The 2,474-nt window shown below is 38.7% G+C and carries 3 protein-coding genes; all 3 read right to left on the bottom strand.

Annotated elements, in window-relative coordinates:
* Positions 1-33: 33 nt before the first annotated feature.
* Positions 34-237, bottom strand: coding sequence for a hypothetical protein (locus Q1A70_RS19530; protein WP_299695503.1), 204 nt, complete (start codon positions 235-237; stop codon positions 34-36).
* Positions 238-242: 5 nt separating this feature from the next.
* Positions 243-1,265, bottom strand: a complete 1,023-nt coding sequence (locus tag Q1A70_RS19525; protein ID WP_299695509.1) for a ParM/StbA family protein — start codon at positions 1,263-1,265, stop codon at positions 243-245.
* Between the two features lie 147 nt (positions 1,266-1,412).
* On the bottom strand, positions 1,413-2,318 hold the full coding sequence (locus Q1A70_RS19520) for a zincin-like metallopeptidase domain-containing protein (RefSeq protein WP_299695507.1): 906 nt from the start codon (positions 2,316-2,318) through the stop codon (positions 1,413-1,415).
* Positions 2,319-2,474: the final 156 nt, after the last annotated feature.

Raw genomic sequence — 2,474 nt, 5'->3', positions numbered from 1 at the left:
ACTAAGCGCGTTATCAGGGTCTGTTCTGCAATGTTAACCGCCGGAAAGGTGTCCTGAAAAAGGATTATTGTTTTTTTTAGGTTTATCAACAATCTGAGTATTATTTTGTGATTTAAATCCTTCTATGAGCCATTGTCTCACCAAACCAGAATTGCGACCTGCACTCTCCAAAACTTCCAACATTTCTTTCTCTATTTCCACACTATCACGTAGCATTATTTGAAGTTTTTTACTCATTATATTTATCCTCCAATGATATCTAATGCGCCAAGTGCATTATCAAGCTGAGGGTTGGCCGTCTTTAAAATTTTCACAAAGTCTGAGTTCAACAGATTCGCTCCACCTCCTGAAAAAACAACCCCATTAAACAGATTTAAGTCACCCATTAAATGAACCTGATCAAATACTTTATCCGTAAAGCTTTTTAACGCCTGAGTCGCATGTTTACTTACGTCCTCGCCAGCGATAGTTCCTGATAAAAGTCCATTCAGTTTATGCTTATCACTCAGTTGGTTGATTGAAAGCTCACCCATAACGAGAGCACCAAAGCTATCTAGCATTTGTATTGCACCAACATTGACTGACTTAAAGCTTTGAATTTGATTGGATTCATCAAAAACAATCAGATCAGTTGTTGTACCGCCAATATCAGCAATTAAATATTCACCCTCCCTAAGGTTTAACTCGTTCTTTACATGGTTAAATGCAGCTAAACCTTCAGGCAATACATAACATGCTTCGACTTCTACAGCAGTTTTTCCATCTAGGCATAAAATCGAACCTTTAGCATTTTCAATTTTTTGCTTAATAAGTGCTTCATTTTTAGAGCCATCTTGGTTAAAAAATTGGCCTACTGGTAATGTTAGAACGATTTCAGCACTTTTCTGTGGCGGCGCTTGTCGTAATGCGTGTTGAATAAGAACACGATTTGCGTCGCTAACTTGGAATTGTTTGTTTGTCGTAGGGATCACATCGTTTGCACTTAACGCTACAGCATAACGCTGACCATCAATTTCATAGCTTGAGTTGCTGAACCCATCACCTGAACTTGAAGGTAAAGCAGAGCGGATCACACGAGAAGGAAAAGCTCCTTTTTGAACGCCGTTGTCGTCTGAAAAAGCCCATTTTGTAAAATTCGAACCATCATCAATTGAAATTTTCATTTTTCCACCGAGTGTTAAACAATCTTTAAGAGTCACAACAATATCACACTCACACTCAAAAGCAATCAAAGACACTCCGAGACAATCCATACCATCAACCATTCGCACCACAAGCACTCTTTATGAATCAAAAAGAGTAAGTAGCAAAAAAAACCCAATAGCGTAAAAACGTTATTGGGCAATTTAATGATGGTTTGATTAATATGTTTAAAATTTATGTGTCATTCAGTTGATTAACTATTCTTTTCATTATGCTGCTTTTAATTGGTTTTCATCGTGAACGAACTCTTTTAAATGAGTAAACGCTTTTGATGCCTGACTTGCTGCCTTAAAAATGAATCGCTTATCATTTTTTAAAACCTCTAGCCAACTAGCAATGTAGGATTCATGTTGAACTTCGCCTACAACACCAAAATCAGCCATTAAAAATGCCGATCCGAGTTCTGCAACGAGTTCTTCAAATGCATAGTCTTTATCACCGAATTTGCCTCCCTTAGTACGATTAAGTCGAGATTTGTGTCCCGTCCAATGCGTCAATTCGTGCATCACGGTAGCGTAAAGGTTCGCGGTTGATTCAAAGCGTTCACGCTCAGGGATAACAATCTCATCCGTCGATGGTCGAAAGAAAGCTTTCTGACCGACGTAGGTGATGGTTGCTCCCGTCGCTTTAAAGAAATCCTCCACATCCTCCCTCAAATCAAGCTCACCTCTCAGATCCGTTTTAGGCTCTGGTTTGGTGATCCCCTCAATCTGATCAAGATTGAAAACAACAAACGTTTTCAACATAGGAATCGTTTCGATTTTCTCTTTACCATTCACTGTCTTTTCTTTTTCCAAAGATTTGTAAAAAGTAATATGCGTTCCCTTTTCACCTTTAATAACGTTCCCCCCAAGATCTAATGCTTGCTTGAAAGTTAGCCATTGATTCGAGCTAAATTGATTCATTTGAGCACTCATCCAAAGCAACATCACATTCATTCCTGAATACGTGTTACCTGTTGAGAAATTATAAGGCAGACCGTCGGACTGAGTTACATCCCAAGGACAAGCCCAAGGTTTCACACCCACCTCTAGCGCTTCGATAATTTGATTAGTCACCTCTTGATGAAAATCGCGTGGTGTTTTGTTTACTGTTTTCTTAGTAGATTTCGTCATGATTTTTCTCACTCTATGAGAAAAACTACCCCCATACGGGAGTAATTTCCCGTATGGTTGGACGTTTCAGTAAAAGCGCTAAATGCTTTTATCTGAACAAGTTATTTGATTTTTAACGTAGTTTAGTTACAAGGAAGTGAACCTTGACAACAGGCT

Origin of the sequence: uncultured Vibrio sp. (genome assembly GCF_947488985.1) — a bacterium.
GTDB lineage: Bacteria > Pseudomonadota > Gammaproteobacteria > Enterobacterales > Vibrionaceae > Vibrio.
This window is presented reverse-complemented; position numbering and strand designations above follow the sequence as displayed.